17 protein-coding genes are annotated in these 22044 nt (G+C 59.3%); 10 read left to right on the forward strand and 7 right to left on the reverse strand.

What is annotated here, in order from left to right; genetic code table 11:
• Window positions 1-28: 28 nt before the first annotated feature.
• Together ACM6IQ_RS28910 and ACM6IQ_RS28915 are read left to right on the forward strand one after the other, a co-directional pair.
• The gene (locus ACM6IQ_RS28910) at window positions 29-1063 is read left to right on the forward strand and encodes a GlxA family transcriptional regulator (RefSeq protein WP_414880456.1); all 1035 of its coding nucleotides are present in this window, start codon (window positions 29-31) and stop codon (window positions 1061-1063) included.
• A gap of 96 nt (window positions 1064-1159) precedes the next feature.
• Window positions 1160-2311 carry an MFS transporter gene (locus ACM6IQ_RS28915; RefSeq protein WP_414880457.1) on the forward strand — a complete coding sequence of 384 codons (1152 nt, stop codon included), beginning with the start codon at window positions 1160-1162 and terminating at the stop codon, window positions 2309-2311.
• A 55-nt stretch (window positions 2312-2366) separates the two neighbouring features.
• Here ACM6IQ_RS28915 and ACM6IQ_RS28920 read toward each other — a convergent pair whose 3' ends face one another.
• Window positions 2367-3029: a dTMP kinase gene (locus ACM6IQ_RS28920; RefSeq protein ID WP_017338817.1), complete on the reverse strand. Its 663-nt coding sequence runs from the start codon at window positions 3027-3029 to the stop codon at window positions 2367-2369.
• 444 nt (window positions 3030-3473) lie between these two features.
• Here ACM6IQ_RS28920 and ACM6IQ_RS28925 point away from each other — a divergent pair, with 444 nt between their 5' ends.
• Genes ACM6IQ_RS28925 through ACM6IQ_RS28935 form a run of 3 tightly spaced genes read left to right on the forward strand, consistent with a single transcriptional unit; the run spans window position 3474 to window position 7452 of the window.
• Entirely contained in the window at window positions 3474-4772 is a 1299-nt protein-coding gene (locus ACM6IQ_RS28925) for a sialidase family protein (RefSeq protein WP_414880509.1), read from the forward strand.
• Window positions 4769-5383: a hypothetical protein gene (locus ACM6IQ_RS28930; protein WP_414880458.1), complete on the forward strand. Its 615-nt coding sequence runs from the start codon at window positions 4769-4771 to the stop codon at window positions 5381-5383. The genes ACM6IQ_RS28925 and ACM6IQ_RS28930 overlap by 4 nt, the downstream gene beginning before the upstream one ends.
• Before the next feature lie 32 nt (window positions 5384-5415).
• On the forward strand, window positions 5416-7452 hold the full coding sequence (locus tag ACM6IQ_RS28935) for an LTA synthase family protein (RefSeq protein WP_414880459.1): 2037 nt from the start codon (window positions 5416-5418) through the stop codon (window positions 7450-7452).
• Between the two features lie 72 nt (window positions 7453-7524).
• On the opposite strand, the gene ACM6IQ_RS28940 is transcribed toward ACM6IQ_RS28935, so the two are convergent.
• Window positions 7525-9312, reverse strand: a complete 1788-nt coding sequence (locus ACM6IQ_RS28940) for a SulP family inorganic anion transporter (protein WP_414880460.1) — start codon at window positions 9310-9312, stop codon at window positions 7525-7527.
• A gap of 213 nt (window positions 9313-9525) precedes the next feature.
• On the opposite strand from ACM6IQ_RS28940, the gene ACM6IQ_RS28945 reads away from it, so the two are divergent.
• Complete coding sequence (locus tag ACM6IQ_RS28945; protein ID WP_414880461.1) at window positions 9526-11151, forward strand: methyl-accepting chemotaxis protein; 1626 nt, start codon at window positions 9526-9528, stop codon at window positions 11149-11151.
• Between the two features lie 161 nt (window positions 11152-11312).
• Here ACM6IQ_RS28945 and ACM6IQ_RS28950 read toward each other — a convergent pair whose 3' ends face one another.
• The 5 genes from ACM6IQ_RS28950 to ACM6IQ_RS28970 form a co-directional block, all read right to left on the reverse strand.
• The gene (locus ACM6IQ_RS28950; protein ID WP_017338811.1) at window positions 11313-11777 is read right to left on the reverse strand and encodes a MaoC family dehydratase; all 465 of its coding nucleotides are present in this window, start codon (window positions 11775-11777) and stop codon (window positions 11313-11315) included.
• Between the two features lie 21 nt (window positions 11778-11798).
• Window positions 11799-11963 carry a hypothetical protein gene (locus tag ACM6IQ_RS28955; protein ID WP_414880462.1) on the reverse strand — a complete coding sequence of 55 codons (165 nt, stop codon included), beginning with the start codon at window positions 11961-11963 and terminating at the stop codon, window positions 11799-11801.
• Window positions 11964-12110: 147 nt separating this feature from the next.
• Complete coding sequence (locus ACM6IQ_RS28960; RefSeq protein WP_414880463.1) at window positions 12111-13193, reverse strand: AI-2E family transporter; 1083 nt, start codon at window positions 13191-13193, stop codon at window positions 12111-12113.
• A gap of 75 nt (window positions 13194-13268) precedes the next feature.
• A complete protein-coding gene (locus ACM6IQ_RS28965) occupies window positions 13269-13904 on the reverse strand; it encodes a response regulator transcription factor (RefSeq protein ID WP_414880464.1) in 636 nt (211 codons plus the stop codon).
• A gap of 4 nt (window positions 13905-13908) precedes the next feature.
• Window positions 13909-16185, reverse strand: coding sequence for a PAS domain S-box protein (locus ACM6IQ_RS28970; protein ID WP_414880465.1), 2277 nt, complete (start codon window positions 16183-16185; stop codon window positions 13909-13911).
• 230 nt (window positions 16186-16415) lie between these two features.
• On the opposite strand from ACM6IQ_RS28970, the gene ACM6IQ_RS28975 reads away from it, so the two are divergent.
• From ACM6IQ_RS28975 to ACM6IQ_RS28990, 4 genes are all read left to right on the forward strand, one after another.
• The gene (locus ACM6IQ_RS28975) at window positions 16416-18038 is read left to right on the forward strand and encodes an acyl-CoA synthetase (protein WP_017338806.1); all 1623 of its coding nucleotides are present in this window, start codon (window positions 16416-16418) and stop codon (window positions 18036-18038) included.
• A 126-nt stretch (window positions 18039-18164) separates the two neighbouring features.
• Window positions 18165-18491 (forward strand): DUF485 domain-containing protein, encoded by a 327-nt coding sequence (locus tag ACM6IQ_RS28980; RefSeq protein ID WP_031318916.1) that lies wholly within the window; start codon window positions 18165-18167, stop codon window positions 18489-18491.
• A complete protein-coding gene (locus tag ACM6IQ_RS28985; protein WP_414880466.1) occupies window positions 18491-20152 on the forward strand; it encodes a cation acetate symporter in 1662 nt (553 codons plus the stop codon). The genes ACM6IQ_RS28980 and ACM6IQ_RS28985 overlap by 1 nt, the downstream gene beginning before the upstream one ends.
• Window positions 20153-20212: 60 nt before the next feature.
• Entirely contained in the window at window positions 20213-21985 is a 1773-nt protein-coding gene (locus ACM6IQ_RS28990; protein ID WP_414880467.1) for an acyl-CoA dehydrogenase C-terminal domain-containing protein, read from the forward strand.
• Window positions 21986-22044 lie beyond the last annotated feature (59 nt).

Raw genomic sequence — 22044 nt, forward strand, 5'->3', positions numbered from 1 at the left:
CTATTCGTTCAGGTTTCAAAGAGGATTTATGCCCTTCGTATTCGAGAGCGTGCTCAAAGACAAGAACAGGGGCTACTCCTGTACGGCGCAGAAACCAGTAAAGCCGCAGGCGGTGACTCGTGTAGCTTTCGTACTGATGAACAACTTCTCGATGATGTCATTTACCGGCGCTATCGATGCGCTGGTGACTGCCAACCTGATCAGCGATACACCGGCGTTTGAAGTGTTGACTGTCGGCATCAGGGGCCGTCTGGTGATGAGCGATCTGGGAATTGCGATTTCAGCAGACCTGGAGCTATTACAACTATCGGATCGCATCGATGTTCTCATCGTCGCCGGTGGGTTGCGAGTGAAGCTGATCAGCGACCCGTTATTACGGCGCAAGCTGCGTAACGCCGCCTCCCTCGGCGCGACCATGGGCGGTTTGTGGAACGGGGCATTTTTCCTGGCAGAAGCTCAACTCATGGACGGCGTCGAGTGTGCCTTCCATCCCGATGGTCGAGCGATGATGGAGGATGTTTTCCCCAAGGTGCTGGTCTCACGTCGAACGCACGTCATCGATCGCAACCGCATCACGTGCGCCGGCGCCAGCAGCTCGTTACGCATGATGCTGGAGCTCATCACCGCTAAACAAGGCGTGTCGCTGACCCATGCTGTCGAGGAAATACTCAGTTGCGATCAAACCTCTGAAGTCTCCGGGATATCGACTGTCATGGTTGACTCAGACCCCACCTTGCCCCAAACCCTGAAGCTCGCTTTAGAACTGATGCAAAAGAATATCGAAGAACCGCTATCGATCGACGAGCTGGCTGAGTGTGTGAATATTTCCCGAAGACAACTGGAACGTCGCTTCTGCCGTTTCGTGGGCGCCACGCCCACACGCTACTACCTTGAACTGAGATTGACTCGGGCGCGGCAGCTTATTCTGCAGAGCAATCGGCCTATCACCGATATCGCGATTGCGACCGGCTTTTGTAGTTTCGCCAACTTCCATATGCGCTTTCGGGACTTCTTTGGCGTGGCGCCAAGCAGTTATAGAGCGACGTATGAGCGCAGGCGCTAGGTTTTCCGAAAATCGGGCCCGCAAAAAAACCTGAATCCGCGCTGTCCAGGCCGAGCAAACGATGGCTAGCATCATCGATAAGGAATACCGAGAATTATGAATGCGCCATCCCCGGTATTGGTCCCCACGGCTAACCACCGCGAGCGGATGTCTACACGCATCGCCTTCCTGATCGCGGGCTTACTCATGTCCGCATGGGCGCCTATGGTCCCATTGGTCAAAGCCCGTGCGGGCCTGGACGATGGTGGCCTGGGGTTGCTGCTGCTTGGCTTGGGTGGTGGATCCATTGTGGCCATGCCCTTCGCGGGCTATCTCACTGCACACTATGGATGCCGCCCGGTCGTAATCTGGGCGACGATTGTCTTGTGCGCCGTTTTTCCGCTGTTGAGCATCGTGGCGTGGCTGCCTGGCCTGGTCATCGCTGTCGTTATTTTCGGGGCCAGCATGGGCATGCTGGATTGCGCCATGAACATACAGTCCGTCATCGTCGAGAAAAACAGCGGGCAGGCACTTCAGTCCGGCTTCCATGGCCTTTACAGCGTTGGAGGCATATTGGGCGCCGGGGCGATGACGGCTCTGCTGACCTTGGGCCTGCATCCGCTGATTGCTGTGCTCTGCATCGTTGCCACCGTTTTGGGAGCGCTCTACAAGGCAGCGCCTGCTTTTCTGACTTATGGCACTGAACGGGGTGGGCCATTGTTCGCGGTGCCCAGGGGTATCGTGCTGTTTTTAGGGGCGCTCTGTTTCATCGTCTTCCTCACTGAAGGTGCGATACTCGACTGGAGCGCAGTTTTCCTTGTCTCGACCCGAGGGTTAGAGCCAAGCATGGCCGGCTTGGGCTATGCCTCCTTCGCGGCGGCCATGACGGTGGGCCGCCTGACAGGGGATGCCATCGTCAGCAAACTGGGCGGCGTGCGCGTCGTTGCGCTTGGCGGACTCTGCGCGGCCGCAGGCATGCTCGTATCGCTTGGTATCGATGGCTGGGCCGCGTCCCTGATTGGCTACGCGCTGGTCGGTGCCGGATGCTCGAACATTGTCCCTGTGCTCTTTACTGCTGTAGGCCGCCAGCAACGCATGCCACAGGCGGTAGCCATCCCCGCTGTCATCTCGATGGGCTACGCTGGGATTCTGGTAGGACCCGTATTTATCGGGGCAGTCGCCCATCTGAGCACTTTGTCATTCGCTCTTGGCTGCGTGAGTGTGCTGCTGGTTTTTGTCAGTGCTACGGCTCGGTTGCTTCGCAATTAGCCGGATTTTTTCAGGCGCCACTTCGGCATAGGCCATTGCGAATCGAGCTCATCCTTCAGAAAGGGTCACGCGACAACTCGATGGATGTATCACTTGGGCAATCCCTGCGACGAAGCACTTTATAGATCTCGGAAACCACCTGCATCGTTGCGTCTTCGATCGATCCTTCGTTACGGCACAACACCCAGCCGTGATCGGCAATTGCTCGCTCGAACGCCTCTGTACAAGCGACATGTTCTTCCAGCTTATGAATCACGGTACTGCCCAGCCCGCGCCCTCGTGCCGCCGCCCTCGCCCACGAAATGTCAGGAGTGGTGACGACCCCGACATGCAGGTCTGGCACTCGCACGTTTCGGTCAATGTTCAACTGTAGAATTTCTGCAAACGGGACTAACCGGCGAAACGCCGCATCTGACGGGTACCACCGATCGATCAGGATGATGCTGTCTGGTGGCTGTTTAGTCAGCACGTGCCGGGAAATCCAGGTACGGCTATCCGCAAAGCGCTCACAAACCCTCAACTCCAGATCCCGAGTGGGATTTCTGACGAGCTTGTTAACGAGGGTCATTGTTTCCCCCCTATAGGGATCGCTTTTTTTCTCGCAAAGTCGGATCACCTTTTTGTTGTCGGCCCTCAGTACTTTCGTCACGGCTTCCAACAGTGTGGTTTTGCCGGCTCCCTTGGGCCCATCCAGAGAAACAAACAGCGGACGATTCATTCTTCACATAACGATTGAGATTCGGTTTTTTTGCCCGGTTCGTTCGCTGGAAGCGCTTGGCGCGACTACGCGAATCGAGTGGAGGGACCTTATGAACGGACTTTGATGAACACTCTAACTTGGTTTCTGGCTAACGGGTCTCAAAACTGCCAATGCTCAAGCTTGATCGGCTCATCGAGCACATTCCTGACCTTCGGCCGCAGAGGGGACACCTTTGCCATGACGCCATGACGCCATGACGCCATCCGCCGTCCAGTTCAGGAATACGATTAACGGTCCGATACCCAATCTCGGTTGTAACCTATTGATAGATATAGGCTCTGGACTACGCATCCGCGCTACAATTATTTGCTTACAAAATAGCAGCTCGCAAAACATCGAACCTGTAACTACAAGTGATAGGTTGAGCGGCCTGAATTGGCCATGAGATGCACAGCCTTAATCATGCGCATCCACCTACCCACCCTCCCTGCCTTCGGGGCCTATTTAGCCCTTTCCTGCCTGTTTTCGGTCGCATGGTTCACCCATCCTGCTCCTGTGCACTCATCCTTCGCCTTGATGAGTCCCGTAAGAGCGGTGACTGATCAAGTTGCCAAGCCCATCTATACCAGTCGTTTTGCCTCATCCGGCCTGGTGGACTTCGTGCATTCCTCGGCGGTAACCGCCTTGCCTGACGGCAGTCTGATGTCGGTCTGGTTCGCGGGTACCCGCGAAGGCGCATCCGACGTTCAGGTGCGCTCTGCCCGCTTCGACGCGGTAACTGGCGAATGGGGGGCGGAACAGGTATTGGCGACGCGGGATTCGACCCAACAGGGCACAGGAAAATACATCCGCAAACTGGGCAACCCGGTCATTGCGCTCGCACCGGACAACCGCCTCTGGCTGTTCTACGTGTCGGTGTCCATGGGGGGCTGGGCCGGTAGTGCGGTCAATGTGATGGTCTCTGACGATTATGGTCGCCAGTGGTCCGCGCCGCGCCAATTGATCACCTCGCCCTTTCTGAATATCAGCACCCTGGTACGTTCCGCCCCGGTGTTTCATGCCGACGGTTCCATCGGCTTGCCGGTCTATCACGAATTTCTGGGCAAGTTTGCCGAGTACCTGTACCTGAGCGCAGACGGTGATGTGATCGATAAATTCCGCATCAGCCATGGCAACAACTCATTGCAACCCACGGTCGTTCCGCTGGATGGACAGCGCGGTATCGCCTTGTTGCGCTATGCCGGAAACACCCATCACCGTGTGCTGGCGGCCCGCACTGAAGACGCCGGGCAATCCTGGAGCGATCCTTATCCGCTCGACCCCTCCAATCCGAACTCCTCGTTGGCCGCCATCGCAACGCCCGAACACGGGTTGCTGGTGGCGCTCAATGATTTGCAGGAGGGCCGCTTCAAACTGAGTCTTTATGGTACCGACGCAAAAATGGACGATTGGCGCTCGCTGCGGGATCTCGACAAATCACCCGATCCGGAGGGCGATACGTTTTCACCCGAGGCGTACAAGGAAATCATCGGCAGAGAGTTTCGCGGATCCAGTGGCGCACTTCGCCAACCGCTGGAGGCGCAGTTCCTGAACAACCTCGACACCCGGGTCTGTAAGGCGCAAGGCTGCAGTTTCGAATATGAATACCCGTACTTCATCCGAAGTCCCGACGGTATGTATCACCTGGTTTATTCCTGGAACAACACTTTCATCAAGCACGTCACCTTCAACGATGCATGGTTGTCGGAGCGTGCCAAATGATCAACCTGTGGCAAGCCCATATCAGCTTCACCCTGATCATCTTTCTGTTGCTGCCTTCCTTCGGTTTAAAGACGACCGCGAGGATCACGCTGTTGATCGCCTTGCTGGCAGCCAGCTTCATACCGCTGGGTGGTTTGTCGTTGGCTGCGTACTTGCGCAGCCACATTGATGACCTGGCGGTCACGACATTGGTGTTCATGGCGTGGGGGTGTTTGCGGCGACTGGGTTTCCTGTCGTCTGCGCAGCAAAGCACGACCAGCGTATTGATCATCTTCGCTGCGATGGCGCTGGTGCTCTACCCGGCAACGCTGGGGTTGAGTTATCTGGACCCTTACCGGTTTGGCTTCAGCCCGCGTCCGTTGCTGATCTTCGTCGCACTGCTCACGGCAGGTCTGTTTTACCTGCGCAGTTACCTGGCCGTCGTGATGCTCGCGAGTGCGACCCTGGCCTTCATCGTCGGGGTAAAACCTTCGCATAACTATTGGGATTACCTGGTTGATCCGCTGCTGGGCCTGTATTGCTGCGCGGCACTGCTGATGCAGGCGGTGCGCTGGTCGTATGACAGGTTGAGCACGCTGCGTGGCTCAGTGAAAGAGTCCGGATCCGTTTGAGATTCAACGACATTTTTAACAGGGGAACAGGGATGGGTTGGCTGCAATCAAGACGTTTGCATTATTGGTTAGGCGCAACAGCCATTGTATTTGTGCTGTTTGCATTGCTACGGGTGGTGTTCTTTTTCGGTTTTTCCGGTTTCGACGCCAAAGCATTGAGCGACGACCATGCAGTCCTGGAAACGCTGGGCATCGGCTTTCGTTTCGATCTGCGCCTGGCCATCCTGGTCATGTTGCCACTGGCGTTGCTGGCCTGGATTCCGCGTTGGAATCTCGTCAGCAGCCGCCTGCTTCGCCAATTGGCACGCGTGTATGTGCCAGTCGCCATGGGCGCCCTGCTGCTGATCTATATCGTCGATTTTGGCCATTACGCCTACCTGGGCGTGAGGATCAACGCCACCGTGCTGCGCTTCATCGAAGATGCGCAAATATCCCGAGACATGGTCTGGCAAACCTACCCGGTCATCTGGATTTCATTGGGGTGGCTGGCAACAGTTGCATTGGTGACGCTGGCCCTGGTGCGCCTGGAACGCGTGACACTGGACCGCCCACGCAAAGCCATTCACCCGCTCTCCGCCACCTGGGGTGGTGCGTTGATGGTCGTGTTGGTGCTGTTGGGCATTTTGGGGCGTGTCGAGAACATGAACCTTGAAAACCCTGTCCCGTTGCGCTGGAGCGACGCGTTCTTCTCTGGCAATAACCAGGTCGCTGCGCTGGGTCTGAACCCGGTGATTTTCCTCTATGACACGGTCAAGGTCGGCCAGTCGCGCTATGACGAAGCGCAGGTGCGTGAACACTACGCCGTGATTGCCAAGTACCTGGGGGTCGACCAGCCCGACCCGCAAACCCTGAATTTCGTCCGTCATCAAGCGCCACAACCCTACAAAGTATCCAGCACACGGCCGCCGAACGTGATGTTTGTGATGCTTGAGTCGCTGGGCACGAGTGCCGTCGGGGCCTATGGCAACCCGATCAATCCGACGCCCAATATCGATCGCCTGGCCACTCAGAGCTGGTTCTTCGAGCACTTCTACGTACCGGTCACCGGGACCGCAAAAACCGTTTGGGCCAGCATCAGCGGGGTTCCAGACGTCACTCGGCAGGAAACCGCGACGCGTAATCCGCTGATCACCAAACAGCACACATTGATCAATGCCTTCACCGGTTACGAGAAGATCTACACCATTGGCGGCAACTCCGGTTGGGCCAACATGAACGCCTTGATCCGGCAAAGTATCGACGGGGTTCGTTTGCTTGAGGAGCGGGACTGGGAATCCCCGGTCGTGGATGTCTGGGGGATTTCTGATCTGGATCTGTTCAAGGAAACCGACAAGATCCTGCAGGCATTGCCCAGGGACAAACCGTTCTTTGCCTATGTGCAGACGGCCGGCAACCATCGCCCCTTTACGATTCCCAAGAGTAATGACGGATTCGAGGTCAAGCACCCTACCCTGGCGGAAGTTCAGGCCGCAGGATCGCGCAGTGTCGAGCAGTACAACGCCGTGCGCTTGCTGGACTTCAACATCGGGCGCTTGATGGAAATCGCCAAGGAAGGTGGCTACTACGACAACACCATTTTCGTGCTGTTTGGCGACCACAACACCCGTATCGCCCAGATCCCTTTCCTGGCACCGGCTTATGAGCAACTGGGTCTGGAAAGCAACGCGGTGCCCATGATCATCCATGCACCGGGCCTGCTCGGCACGCGGACCGTCAAGGAAGCCGTCGGCCTGGTGGACTTGCTGCCAACCGTGGCCGGCATGGCCGGCCTCGAGTTTCGCAACAGCGGCCTGGGGCGTGATATCCAGCAGCCTGCGCCAGAGGGTGAACGCGTGGTGCCACTGGTGCTGCGTGAAGGTACGTTCCCGTTGATTGCGGGCGTCACGCAACACTACATGGTGCAGATGCAGCACGATGGCAGCTCGCCGACGTTGCACGACCTGGCCTCACCGACGCCGCTGGACAACGTGGCCCGGCAAAACCCTGGAGAGTTCGAGCGCCTGGTGCAGCTGACCCGCGGCTTGCATGAAACTTCAAGGTTGATGCTGTACCAGAACGTGCGTAAGTAACCGGGATCGCCAGCCCGATTACGTCGGGGCCGGACTATCGCACCGGCCCCGATAGCGTGCACGCACGATCATTTACTCGCGATCCTCGCCCTGCCCTTCCTTCCCGTCCTCCGAATGGACCTTGAGGTAGCTGTTGACCGCGACGCCTAATGTCGGAAAGAACGCAGCTTCACCAAACCGCTCGAAAAGCCCGAAGCGCTTCAGCTTGTCTTTGACGGGGTCCTTCATCTCCGCCACGCAGAGCGTGATGCCAGCTGCGTTCAAGGTTTCATCCAGTTCGGCCAGCATGTCGGCGGAAGTCACATCCACGCTGGTGACCGGCTCCGCTGCTACCACCAGCCAACGAACCGGCGTGGGCGATGTCGCCACGGCGTCCAGCACTCGGTCATGGAACAGTTCTGCGTTGGCAAAAAACAACGGGGCATCCCAGCGAAACAGCACCAGACCGGGAATAAGATTCGCCTGCGGATAACGCGTGATGTCGTGATAGCCCTGGACGCCTTTGGCGCGCCCCAAGACCGCAGAATACGGGCGCCAGGCATCCCATAGAAACTCGATCACCGCTACGACGATGGCCAGGCCAATGCCTTCGATGGCGCCGAATACGGCCACACCTGCCGTACAAACGATCGATAACCAGAACTCCCAGCGCTGGATACGATAAATCCGTCGCAAGTCGGTGATTTCGATCAGGCCGATCGCCGATGCGATGACCACCGCCGCCAGTGCGCTGGTGGGCAGGTTCTTCAGCAAATCCGGGGCAAACACCAGCAATAAAGCAACAGCCAGTGCTCCCACCACGCCGGCAAGTTGTGTTCGGGCGCCCGCAGCCTCGGCCACGGGAGTCCGTGAAGAACTGCTGCTGATCGGAAAGCCCTGGAACAAACCGCTGGCAAGGTTGGCGACGCCGAGTCCTACCATCTCCTGGTTTGGGTCGACATAGGTCTGGGTTCGCGCCGCATAGACACGCGAGAGCACACTGGTGTCGGCGAACGAGACAAGCGCAACGGCGCACCCCCCGATCAGCACAGGAACGATATCGGCACTGCTGATCCAGGGGATGGCAAACCCCGGCAGGCCTTGGGGCAGAGAACCGAGGACCGCCACATCGTAGGATGCAAGATCCAGCACGCCAACGGCAACGGTGGCTCCTGCCACGGCGATCAGAATCCCCGGCACGCGTTTTTTGTCCTTGAGCAACAAGATGACCGCCATGGTGGCCGCGCCGATCATGAAGGTGGTCCAGTTGGTTTTTCCATCCATCACCGAGGTGGCAATGGCCCACAGGTTGCGCAACGGTCCGTCGGTTTCGATCGAAAAGCCGAAAAGCCTGGGTAGTTGGCTGATCAATACCGTCAGTGCAATGCCGTTCATGTAGCCATAGCGGATCGGTTTGGAAAGCAGCTCGGTGACGAAACCCAGCCGCGCTATACCCGCCAGGATGCACACGGTCCCCGAGACGATCGCCATCATGCCGGCAAGGGCAATCGCGCGATGCGGGTCGCCGCCGGACAACGGCAGTACTACCGCGAGAATGACGGCAGCCAATGAGGAATCGGGCCCCAGCACCAGGATTCGGCTCGGGCCAAACAACGCATAAGCGAGCAATGGAACAATGGTCGCGTAAAGGCCATAAATGCCGGGCACCCCCGATGCCACCGCGTAGGCGATACCGACGGGCACCAGCATGGTAGTGAGCACGAGTCCGGCCACAATGTCGTGCTGCAGCCATGCCATCTTATAGCGACCCAACGTCTGCAGCCCCGGCAGCCAACGGCGCCAGGTGGTTTGATCGCCAGTGTGCTTGCGTGTAATCCGACCCGGTTCAGGACCGGGAGGCAGAGCATCCGAATCGCTCATGGGACTTTAGCCCTCAGGGTTAACAAATCGCGTGCGGCAGGTGTGGAACAAGCTCGAGACTTAGGGTGTTCAAACGTCGCAAATTCATAAATGTACGCCGGTCAAACGATGTTCTTCTCCTGAGCCTCAGCGGATGATGTCAATGTGCCCTCATTGCAACTGATGCTGACCTTCTCGATCTCTATCGCTTAGCTGACTCAGGAATTATGGACTATGGAAAGCTGGAAGATCAGGACTCACCTGCTTGTGCTCACCAGCACTTTGCTGCTGGGTCTATTGTGTGTCGGCGGGCTCGGACTCTTGGGAATGCAATCCGCTGTACACAGTCTGGAAACCGTGTATCTCGATCGAGTCGTGCCCCTGCGCGACTTGAAAAAAATCGCTGACCTGTACGCCGTGGACATCGTCGATGCCACCCACAAGGCACGTAATGGAAACTTTACCTACGCTGAATCATTGACCCGGATAGAGCAAGCGCAGAGGGAAATCGATCAGACGTGGCAAGCATACAAATCGACAACACTGATTCCCGCAGAAACCCGTTTAATCGCGCAAATCAATCCGCTAATGGAAGCCACCCACGGGCCATTGCAAAACTTGCAAGGCATGCTGCGCCAGAACGACAACGCCGGGCTTGCACGTTTCGCAACAGAGCAGTTGTATCCACTGATCGATCCCTTGTCAGCCAAGTTTTCCGAGTTGATCGAGGTTCAGCTGGTGGAGGCCAAGAACCAGTTCGAGCTGAACCAGATCGCCTATACCTCCAGTCTCCGGTTCAGCCTGTTGATTCTGGCATTGGCGCTGATCGCGGGCGTGGCCTACACGTTTTTGTTCTCCCGACTGTTGAGTCGCCAGCTCGGTGCCGAACCGGCAGAACTTGCCGTCATCAGTTCGAACATCGCCCAGGGGCAACTGGCCGCTACACAGTTTGATCTCCAACAGCAGTCGACGGGGGTGCTGCACTCCGTCCAGGCGATGCGCCACAGCTTGAGCGACATGATCGGCAAGATCAGCCAGGCCTCCGAGCAGATCGAGAGTGCCACACTGCAACTGTCTGCAACGTCCGAACAAGGATTGAGCAGCGCCGCCCTGCAAAGCGAGACAGCTTCCTCCATGGCGGCCACAGTAGAAGAGCTTTCCGTCAGCATCACACACATTGCCGACAATGCCCGACAGGCACAGAGCACCGCGCAGAAAGCGGGCGAAATCACCAGCGAAGGCATGGAGGTCATGCAAGCATCCATCCAGGAAATGGATCAGATTGCCGATCTGGTTGCACAAAGCTCATCTGACATCGATCAACTGGCGGTTCAGTCTAACGACATCAGTCTGATTGTCGGGGTGATTCGGGGCATCGCCGAACAGACCAATCTCCTGGCCCTCAATGCCGCCATCGAAGCGGCACGCGCGGGCGAACAAGGTCGCGGCTTCGCCGTGGTCGCCGATGAAGTGCGCAGCCTGGCCGCACGCACAGCCCAATCCACCACGGAAATCGTGGCCTTGGTCAACGCCATACAAAACGGCATGGTCAAAGCCAAAGACAGCATGGCCGCTGGCTGTGAGCGCGTGACCCATGGCCAGAAACTGGTCGAAAGCGCGGGCCTTTCCATGGGCAGGATCAAGGGTGCACTGGACGAATCCCTTGCGGCCGTCAGTTTCATTTCGTTGTCGCTCCAGGAACAACGCGCCGCCAGTGAACAGGTCGCCTGCAACGTCGAAAGAGTGGCGCAAAGTGTGGAAGAGAACGCCACAGCCCAAGGCGGGATCGTTCGAACGACCCAGGAACTCAAGGCAATGTCCGACGGACTGGGCGTTATTTTGCAGCGGTTCAGTTTCTGAAAGACCTGACCCCCGTCAAACCATCAACGGCAGTTTGATGGCTATGACGGGGGCGGTAATGAGCATTTTCCAAGGTCTTGTATTTGCTTGACCCGTGTCGTTAGCTTCCCGGATTACTGACTGACCGGTAAATGCAACTGCCAATCCTTCGGAGTGCCACTTCAATCCTCTGCCGGTCTTCTGAACACCAGCAACTTCCCGGTGGCGCGCTGTACCACCTTGTCGTTCTGGTTCAACGTTTCCATGAACAGCGTCACCACGCCCCGATCCGGTTTGGTGGCGGACGGTTCGATGGCCTGCACGGTGCTGAACAGGCGCAGCACGTCGTCCGGATAAGTCGGCGTCGGCCAACTCAGCTCGATGCCCAGGCCAATGATGCCGTCCGCCAGAGGCACGCTGGCCACCAGCATTTTCATGGTCAGGGCGGCGGTGTTCCAGCCGCTCGCTGCCAGGCCGCCGAACAGGCTCAACCCGGCCTCTTCGGCGCTCAGGTGAAAGGGTTGCGGGTCGTACTCGCGAGCAAAGGCCAGCATCGCTTCCCGGTGGACGCGAACAGGGTCGCTTTCAAATTCCTGACCCAGGCTCAGGTCATCGAGGTAGAGTTTTTCCCAGGAATGCGCGGTCATGATTCATTCCTCCGCAATGCATTACGAATAGTCGATGTCGGCTTCGACATAGCCATGAACGTACTGGGCGGCAGGCAGGCCACCGCTGACCTCCACGTTGTAGTCGTGTCGACGTAGCAGAAAGTCTTTACCGAAGTAGAAATCCTGCACCGCGCAATGCGTGGCGATGTTCTCGGGAAAGGTCACCCGCAAGCGTCGCCTGAGTCAGCCCTTTCATTGCCCAGAGCGAGCCACCGGTCACGAGGGTGGCGCTTACGTGGCTGAAGCCGTTCCAGCGCTCCAGCCCTCCGTGGGCGGTCAGTACCTGATTCAGCAGATCATCACCCTGCGCATTCATGCTTGCGGCCCTGGCCGATCCCGTACCCATTGCCAGAATAATTGATACGCGACCGCCAGCACTACCGGGCCGATGAACAGCCCGAGAATCCCGCCAGTGACCATGCCACCCAGGGCGCCGATCAGAATCACCGGCATCGGCACATCGACACCGCGCCCCAGCAGCAAGGGCTTGAGTACGTTATCCACCAGGCCGGCAACGAAGACATAGATTGCAAAGACAATCGTCGCCGTGCTGGCACCTTCCGTGGCGAACACAAAGGCAATCACGGGGAGCGTTATCAAGGTTGCCGGCAACTGCATGATTCCGAGCAGCAGCACCCCCAGTGCGAGCAACCCGGCACCGGGAACCCCCTTGAACACGAAACCCAGGCCTACCAGCAGCATCTGGATGAAGGCGATGCCGACCACCCCCAGTGCGACCGCACGAATCGTTGCGGTGCAAAGCCCGGCGATCTTCGCCCCTTTTTCCGGGCCGATGATGCGGGAGGCTATCTGGACCGAGCTGCGGTAACCGTTTTCACCATAGGCCATGAAGATCCCGGCGATGATCAAGGCGAAAATGAACATCAGGAAACCCATGCCGACACCGGCGAGTTTGCCCAACAGGGTGAGGCTGATGCCTTTGATTTGCGGAATGTACTTCTCTGTCAGGCTCGGAAGATCGGTGTAAGCCTGTAGCCAAAGGGCCGACAGTGGCTTGCCCACCAATGGCCATTCGGCGACTGAATCGGCGGGCGGCGGAATGTGGAAACCACCGTTCTTGATCACGCTGATGGCGTGCTCGACCGAGTCGGCAATCGAGATGCCCATCAGATAGATCGGCACCATCAGGATAAGGATGGCGACCAGTATGATCAGCGTCGCAATGCGCCCTTCCTTTTGCCCCAGCGGCCCCTTCAGCCGCTCTTGCAGTGGGTAAAGGGTGATCGCCAGGATCAGCGACCACAGCATCAGGTCGCGGAACGGGCTGAAGATCTGGAAGCAGAACAGCACCAGAACGGCGATCAGCCCGGCCCGGATAAACACATCGAGCAGCGTGCGCGTCAGCTTTGTTTCGGATAAGGACGTGGGTTCCATGGCAGCCTCCCTGATCACTGCAACGGTACAGGATCGGTTAGCCCAGCATAGACGTTCGGTGGAAAACGCGAGGGTTCAACGCAGTTTCAATGGATCAACCAGTCCGGCGGCAATGGCCATGCCGACCAGGTCCGGCAGGGTATTGGCCTGCATGCGCTTCATCACGCGTGAGCGGTAGAGGTCGACCGTTTTCGCGCTGACCTCCAATTGTTCGGCGATTTCCCGGGTGGTGTAACCCTGCACCAGCGGCAGCAAGACGTCCCGCTCCCGTGGGGTCAGCGTGAGCAAGCGCGCCTGCAATGCTTCATGCCCTTGATTGCCCGAACGGTGGGTCGCGCAATTGCTGAGGGCCTGTTGCACGCTGTCCAGCAGCAATTGTTCGTTGTAGGGCTTTTCTATGAAGTCGTGAGCGCCAGCCTTGAACGCACGCACCACGATCGGGACATCGGCGTGACCGCTGACGAAGATGATCGGCAAATTCAGTTCGCGCAAACGCATTTCTTCCTGCACGTTCAAGCCGCCCATGCCAGGCATGCGCACATCCAGCAGGACACAGGCCGCCAGACTGGCGTCGCAGGCATTGAGGAACTCGACGCCACTGGTGAACGGCAACGCCTTGAGGCCGACCGACTCCAATAACCAGACCGTCGAATCGAGCATGCCTTGATCGTCATCGACCACATACACCACGTGCTCCGCCACACCTGCCATTGCATTATTCCTGTTGTTGTTTTGTTGGGCCGGCAAGCGGCAAGCGACAGCACATCAGCAGCCCGACCGGTTGGCGCCGGGCCTGCAATTCGCCGCCGAAACCTTCAATGATGCTGCGACTCATGGACAAGCCGAGCCCCAGGCCATCGGCCTTGCTGGTATAGAACGGGGTAAAGATCTGCTCCAGTTCCGGCTCGCTCACGCCAGGGCCCTGGTCTTGCACATTGATGTCCACACTGGCAGCACTGCCCTGCCCCGCCGTCATCACGATCAACGAAGGCTGGCCGGGATTTTGTTCGCGGTTGGCATCGATGGCATTGCGCAGCAGATTGAGCAGGACTTGTTCCAGCAACACCCGGTCGGCATAAACCGGCGGCAGATTATCCGGCAGTCGATCCTCGATTGTCACTTGGCAATTGCTCGCCTCCCAGTCGCACAAACGCACGGCTTCGCGGGCGACATCGGTGACATTCAGCGCCTGCATGCGACGCTGGCCTTTGCGCAAAAATGCCCGCAGACGTCGGATCACTTCCGAAGCATGAGTGGCGTGGTGGGTGATGCGCTCCAGGCCTTGTGCCACCCGGGCGGCGGCCTGGGGATTGGAATCCACGGTCTGCAAATAGCGCTGGCTGGCATTGGCGTAATTGACCACGGCGGCCAGCGGCTGGTTGATTTCGTGAGCGATACCCGAAGCCAGTTCACCGAGGGTGACCAGGCGCGCGGTGTGCGCCAGTTCATCCTGATGGCGACGTTGTTGCACTTCGCGCAATTCACGTTCGGTCATGTCCCGAGCGACCAGGGAATAGTAACGCTCGCCACCTGCTGAACGGTGCGCCAACAGCACCAGCGACACTGGCACCGACGCGCCGCCACCCGGTGGTTGCAAACGCGCATCGGTGCTCCAGACGCCGTCGCGTTCGGCGCCGCTCCAGCCGTCACGTTGCAGGCGTGTCAGGTCAGCGCTGGCGAACAGTTCAGCCAGGGTCGGCATCGGCTGTTGCTCGCCAATCCCGAGAATGCGTCGTGCCGCCGGGTTGAGGTAGGTAACTTGCCCTTCGGGGGCGATAAACAGCACCGGGTCAATGTTGGCCTCGACGACTTCGGCCAGGCGCCGTTTGTTCTCTTCGGCCTGCACCCGGGCGGTAATGTCCCGGGACACGCTGACCACCTCGACCACCGTGCCAGTGTAGGTTTCACGAATCGCCCGGCTGGCGGTTTCGAACCACAGGTAATGCCCGTCCCGATGGCGAATGCGGTACGTCATCGTGTGATAACCATCCTGCTCAAGCGCATCGCGGGCGCGCTGCATCAGGCTGGCCAGTTCCTGGCCATGGAACAGGCCCTGGGCCATTTTTCCGCGCAATTCTTCCGGCCAGTAACCGAGCAATGTCCAGGAGGCGGGCGAGGCATCGAGAAAACAGCCGTCCGGTGTGTGCCGGGAAATCAGGTCGGTGGTGTTCTCGATGATCAACCGGTACAGCCGCCGGGCCTGGGCCGCTTCGCGTTCGGCCAGCACTTGCGTGGTGGCGTCGCGACAACGGGCGAGCACGCGGTTGTCCTGGGGATCGGGAATGAACGTCCAGATCAGGATCTGTGCCTCGAACTGCGCTTCGACCCCTTCAATGGCCCGTTGCTGGTCCAGACACGCGCGTACCAGCACCCGATGATTGACCGGCAGAAATCCCAGCACGTCGGTCAGCGGCTTTTCGGCCAGTAACGCCAGCAACGCCGCGTTGAATTCCTGCGGCCGCCCCTGCGCATCGAGTAACAGGCTCGGCTGTGGATCGTGGCCCAACAACGGCGAGCCGCGCAGCATGCCGTTGACGCTACTGAGCAAGGTCGTCAGCAAATCCTGCACCCAACCCAGCCAATCGAAACTCACGCCCTCGCACACTTCCACCAGCAACAGGCCCGCCTGCCCAGGCGTCAACGCCAGATCAAATACCTGACCATGGCTGATCGCGGCGCGGCGCAGTCGGCCGGCCAACCAGCAATCCAGTCGCCGTACTTGCGCGAGATCAAGGCGCCCCGCTTCCAGCAGCCGATCGAACAACAACTGATCGCTGGCCTGCGACGGGTCGCCCTGGCCCGGTGGAAAATGCTGGGCCGCGCCTTCGTGGCTGTAGATCCGCGCCTGGGGTTGCCAGCTCAGGTAAACCGCGCGACGCACCTCGGGGCAATCCTGCAACGCACGGCACAACGCATCGGCCCGGGCGGCCAGAGAAACGCCCTCGCGCTGCAGGCGCAACCAGCTGTGCAATCGAACGGGAGTCAGGGTCATCACGGGTCCGCTTGGTGGGGGAAGCCAAGGATATACCGGCCTTGGCGATATGACTGCAGTCATTTAGATCAGCAAGAATCAAATATAGTATATGTACTATAAGCTATAGGTTGTACTTCCATATTTGTGGTGGATTGTTATATAAAGCAGGCCGGACATAAAAGGTGACCTCAGCGGCTACGCTGAAGGGCCACCGATAGAGCTAACAATCAGCCACCGAGTACCCGCACATGTCGATCTATGAACAGGGGCTAAGCCCTTCGGCTGTCAATCACATCGCCCTGTCTCCGCTCAGTTTTCTTGAGCGTACGGCCAACGTTTACCCAGACTACCCCGCCGTCATCCACGGCTCCATTCGCCGTACCTGGGCGCAGACCTACACCCGTTGCCGACGCCTGGCCTCGGCGCTGGCCGGTCGCGGCATCGGCAAGAACGACACCGTGGCGGTGATGCTGCCCAACATCCCCGAAATGCTCGAAGTGCATTTTGGCGTACCGATGATCGGCGCCGTGCTCAACCCGCTCAACGTACGCCTGGATGCCGAAGCCATTGCCTTCATGCTCCAGCACGGCGAGGCCAAGGTGCTGATCACCGACCGCGAGTTCCATAATGTGATTCATGCCGCCATCGGCATGCTGGATCACCCGCCGCTGGTGATCGACGTCAACGACCCGGAGTACGGCGAAGGTCAGGCCGTCAGCGATCTGGACTATGAAGCCCTGCTGGCCGAGGGCGATCCGGCATTCGCCTGGCAATGGCCAGTGGACGAGTGGCAGGCCATCTCGCTGAACTACACCTCCGGCACCACCGGCAATCCGAAAGGCGTGGTCTATCACCACCGCGGCGCTTATCTGAATGCCTTGGGCAACCAGATGACCTGGGCCATGGGCAATCACCCGGTGTACCTCTGGACCCTGCCGATGTTCCATTGCAACGGCTGGTGCTACCCGTGGACCATCACTGCGCTGGCCGGTGTGCATGTGTTCCTGCGCCGGGTCGATCCACAGAAAATCCTCACGCTGATCCGTGAACACCAGATCACCCATCTGTGCGGCGCGCCAATCGTGCTCAATGCGCTGGTCAACATGCCGGAATCGGCGAAGGCCGCCATCGATCACCCGGTCAACGCCATGGTCGCCGGTGCTGCACCGCCGGCCAAAGTCATTGGCGCCGTGGAAGAAATGGGCATCAAGGTCACCCACGTCTACGGCCTGACCGAAACCTATGGCCCGGTGACGCTGTGCGCCTGGCATTCCGAATGGGATGAACTGCCGCTGGAAGAACGGGCGCAGATCAAATCCCGCCAGGGTGTGCGCTACCCGACGCTCGAAGGCGTGATGGTCGGCGACTCGAAGACGCTGGAGCCGACCCCGCGCGACGGTCAGACCATCGGCGAAGTGTTCATGCGCGGTAACACCGTGATGAAGGGCTACCTGAAAAACCCGACGGCCACCGCTGAAGCGTTCGAGGGTGGCTGGTTCCATACCGGCGACCTGGCGGTGTGTCATCCCGACGGTTATGTCGAAATCAAGGATCGCCTCAAAGACATCATCATTTCCGGTGGCGAGAACATTTCCACCATCGAACTCGAAGGCGTGCTCTACCGCCATCCAGGTGTGATGGAGGCCGCAGTAGTCGCCCGTCCCGATGAAAAATGGGGCGAAACGCCCTGCGCCTTCATCACCTTGAAGGCTGATCACCAGGACGTTCGCGAAGCCGACATCATCGGTTTCTGCCGCGAACACCTCGCCGGTTTCAAAGTCCCGCGCACGGTGATTTTCACCCTGTTGCCGAAGACCTCCACCGGCAAGATCCAGAAGTACGTGCTGCGCGACAGGGCCAAGGCTCTCTAACCCTCACCCACGTTTCACCTATCAGGCGGCAGGTGCCTTACCTGCCGCTTCGGGCTCGTGCACGCCGGATTCGGCCTGCACGGCCGGCCACCTCACACCGATAACAACAACAATGTGGAGCGCACCATGATCGACATCCATGCAACCGATACCCAACGCTGTGAACGTATTCGGACCAACCCGAAATTCCTTCAATTGGTCAGCAGCCGTTCGCGCCTGGCCTGGTCGTTGAGTGCTGCCGTGCTGGGCACTTATTACCTGTTCATGCTCGTGGTGGCGTTTGCCCCGCAGTGGCTGCACGCACCGCTTGGCGAGCATCGGATGTTGACCCTGGGCATGCCGGTTGGCGCGGCGATCATCATTTTTTCCTGGCTGTTGACAGGCTGGTATGTCTACAGCGCCAACACGCGCTTCGACGCGCTGGGCGCCGCCATTCTTGAGGAGAGCAAGTGATGCGTAAACTCATCCTCGCCGCAGCGTGCCTGTTGCCGGCTTCCGCTGTGCTCGCCGCACCTGCGTTGGGCACCATAGAAAAACAACCGCTGAACCTGCATGCCATCGGCATGTTCTTCCTGTTCGTCCTCGGCACGCTGGCGATCACCTGGTGGGCTGCACGCCAGACCAAATCCACGTCTGACTTCTACACCGCCGGCGGTGGTATCACCGGGTTTCAAAACGGCCTGGCGATTGCCGGTGACTACATGTCCGCCGCCACATTGCTGGGGCTGTCCAGCCTGGTGTTCGCCAAGGGGTACGACGGTTTCATCTACACCATCGGCTTCTTTGTCGGCTGGCCGATCATCACCTTCCTGATGGCCGAACGCTTGCGCAATCTGGGGCGCTACACCTTTGCCGACATCGTTTCCTATCGTCTGGACCAGAACAAAGTACGGATCTTCGCCGCGTTCGGTTCGTTGACGGTGGTGTGCTGCTACCTGATCGTGCAGATGGTCGGTGCCGGCCAGTTGATCAAATTGCTGTTCGGTCTCGACTACCCGGTAGCCGTGATGATCGTCGGCGCGTTGATGCTGGTGTATGTGATTTTCGGCGGGATGATCGCCACCACCTGGGTACAGATCATCAAAGCCGTGCTGCTGCTGGCCGGCGGTACGACCCTCGCGGTCATGGCCATGTCGCAGTTCGGCTTCAGCTACGAAACCCTCGCCACCAAAGCGGTCGAGGCGCATGCCAGCGGCTGGAACATCATGGGCCCCGGTTCAATGCTCGCCGACCCGATCAACACCGCTTCGATGTCCCTCGGACTGGTGTTTGGTATCGCCGGCCTGCCGCACATCCTGATGCGTTTCTTCACTGTGCCCAACGCCAAGGAAGCGCGTAAATCGGTGTTCTACGCCACAGGGTTCATCGGCTTCTTCTTCCTGGTGGTGTGCACCCTGGGCTTCGCCGCGATGGTGATCATCGGTACCGATCCGCAGTACTACGTCAACGGCGAAGTCGGCGGTGCCTTGATCGGCGGCGGCAACATGGTCGCGATGCATCTGGCCAAAGCGGTGGGCGGCAACCTGTTCTTCGGGTTCCTCTCGGCCGTGGCCTTCGCCACCATTCTTGCAGTGGTCTCCGGGTTGGCCCTGGCCGGTGCTTCGGCGATTTCCCACGATCTTTACGCCACCGTGTTCAAGAAAGGCAAAGCCACCCAGAAACAGGAAATGCGCGTGACCCGCATGGCCACCGTGGGCCTGGGCGTCATCGCGATTCTGCTGGGCATTCTGTTCGAGAAGATGAACGTCGCGTTCCTGGTGGGCCTGACCTTTGGCATCGCCGCCTCGACCAACTTCCCGGTACTGATCATGGCCATGTACTGGAAAGGCCTGACCACCAAAGGCGCGATCATCGGCGGTTTCGCCGGCCTGATCTGCGCCCTGGTGCTGGTGATCCTGTCCCCGGCCGTGTGGGTGACCGTGCTCGGTCATGCTCACGCGATTTTCCCTTACGACCACCCGGCGCTGTTCTCCATGCCGTTGGCGTTCCTGGTGATCGTCGTCGTGTCCCGCCTCGACCGCAGCGTGCGGGCCGACAAGGAACGCGATGCCTACGCCGACCAGTTCGTGCGCGCCCAGACCGGTCTTGGTGCTGCCGCCGCTTCCAGTCATTGATTGAAAGGCACGGCGCCCGGTTGCGGCGCCGTGCACAACCGTCCTGTCGAGGTTCACGTTATGCCCGAATTCAAAGCCCCTCTGCGCGACCTGCGCTTCGTCCTGCATGAAGTGTTCGACGCCCCTGCCCTGTGGGCGCGCCTGCCTGCCTTGGCTGACAACATCGATGCCGACATCGCCGACGCAATCCTTGAGGAAGCGGGGAAAGTCACCGCGCACCTGATTGCACCCTTGAACCGCAGCGGCGACGAAGAAGGCGCGCAGTGGCATGAAGGCCAGGTCACGACGCCGATCGGCTTCAAACAGGCTTATGCGACTTACATCGAAGGTGGCTGGGTCGGTTTGTCCGGTAACGCCGAATACGGCGGCATGGGCATGCCGAAGATGCTGGCGGTGCAGTTTGAAGAGATGCTTTACGGCGCTAATTCAAGCTTCGCGTTGTACTCGGCATTGAGCTCCGGTGCCTGCCTGGCACTGGATGCCCACGCCAGCGACAGCTTGAAAGAGCTGTACCTGCCGCCGATGTACGAAGGTCGCTGGGCCGGTTCCATGTGCCTGACCGAAGCCCATGCCGGTACCGACCTGGGGCTCATCCGCACCCGCGCCGAACCTCGGGCCGACGGAAGTTACAGCGTCACCGGCAGCAAGATCTTCATCACCGGTGGCGATCAGGACCTGACCGAAAACATCATCCACCTGGTGCTGGCCAAACTGCCCGACGCACCGGCGGGGCCAAAAGGCATCTCGCTGTTTGTGGTGCCCAAAGTGCTGGTCAATGCCGACGGTTCCCTCGGTGACGCCAACGCCGTGAGTTGCGGTTCGATCGAACGCAAGATGGGCATCAAGGCCTCGGCCACTTGCGTGATGAATTTCGACGGTGCCAGCGGCTGGCTGGTGGGCGAAGCCAACAAAGGCCTCGCGGCGATGTTCACCATGATGAACTACGAACGCCTGTCCATCGGCATTCAGGGCATTGGCTGCGCCGAAGCGTCCTACCAGAGCGCCGTGGCCTACGCCCGTGAACGTATCCAGAGCCGCGCCCCGACCGGCGCCATGGCCCCGGACAAAGTCGCCGATCCGATCATCGTTCACCCCGACGTGCGCCGCATGCTGCTCAGCATGAAAGCCATGACCGAAGGTGGCCGCGCGTTCGCCAGTTATGTCGGACAGCAGCTCGATCTGGCGAAATTTTCCGATGACGCGCAAGAACGCGACACCGCGCAAACCCTGGTCGCCCTGCTGACACCGATTGCCAAGGCCTTCTTCACCGACACCGGTCTGGAAAGCTGCATCAACGGCCAGCAAGTGTTCGGCGGCCATGGCTACATCCGCGAATGGGGCCAGGAACAATTGGTCCGCGACGTGCGCATCGCCCAGATCTACGAAGGCACCAACGGCATCCAGGCGCTGGACCTGCTCGGGCGCAAGGTGCTGGCTGACAACGGTGCCGCGCTGCGTCAGTTCACCGGAGAGATTCGCCATTTTGCCCACCAGCCTGACGCGCCCTACTCCGCGCAACTGTTCGATGCCGTGCAGCGCCTGGAAGACCTCAGCGACTGGTTACAGGACCGGGCGGCGACCAACCGCAACGAAGTTGGCGCCGCTTCCGTGGAATACCTGCACCTGTTCGGTTATGTCGCTTACGCCTGGCTGTGGGCGCGCATGGCACAGGTGGCCCAGCAAAAACGCGGCGAAGACGAAGGGTTCTACGGGGCGAAGATCGCCACCGCCGACTTCTACATCCACCGCTTGCTGCCGCGCATTTTGAGCCTCGAGCAGTCGATTCGCGCCGGCAGCGCCTCGTTGTTCGGTCTGAGTGCCGAGCAGTTCTAACGATTGAACCGCACGCGGCGCCACGCTCCTCTCTTTTCGGTGTCCGCGTTTTTTATTGA

The sequence above is a fragment of the Pseudomonas sp. IT-P100 genome, assembly GCF_949767185.1.
In the GTDB taxonomy this organism is placed as follows: domain Bacteria; phylum Pseudomonadota; class Gammaproteobacteria; order Pseudomonadales; family Pseudomonadaceae; genus Aquipseudomonas; species Aquipseudomonas fluorescens_B.